The organism is Ochrobactrum sp. SFR4 (assembly GCF_019730395.1).
Classification (GTDB): domain Bacteria; phylum Pseudomonadota; class Alphaproteobacteria; order Rhizobiales; family Rhizobiaceae; genus Pseudochrobactrum.
The window spans coordinates 1-266 of record NZ_JAAPBB010000869.1; the positions used below are offsets into that span (position 1 = coordinate 1).

Sequence of the window (266 nt, forward strand, 5' to 3'; positions counted from 1 at the left end):
ATTCCTGATGAACTCGATTATGCCTGTGCTAACCGGCTTTCCGATCAGCGTCTATATTTTCATTCAGAATGCAAAACTGAAAAAAACAACGGATGATCTGACAGAGGCCAATCGTCTTTTACAAATACGTGCTGATACCGACAGCATGACCGGACTGCTCAACCGAAATGCTTTTTTGGACACGATCAAACAACTGAACAAAACCAGCAGGCAATCTGCCTTGCTGGTAATTGATGCGGATAATTTTAAAAACATTAATGATGTTT

At 40.6% G+C, this 266-nt stretch carries 1 protein-coding gene; it reads left to right on the forward strand.

The window, feature by feature from the left end:
• Window positions 1-19: 19 nt before the first annotated feature.
• The coding region (locus tag HBA93_RS21560; RefSeq protein ID WP_221724610.1) for a GGDEF domain-containing protein at window positions 20-266 on the forward strand (247 nt) is incomplete at its 3' end.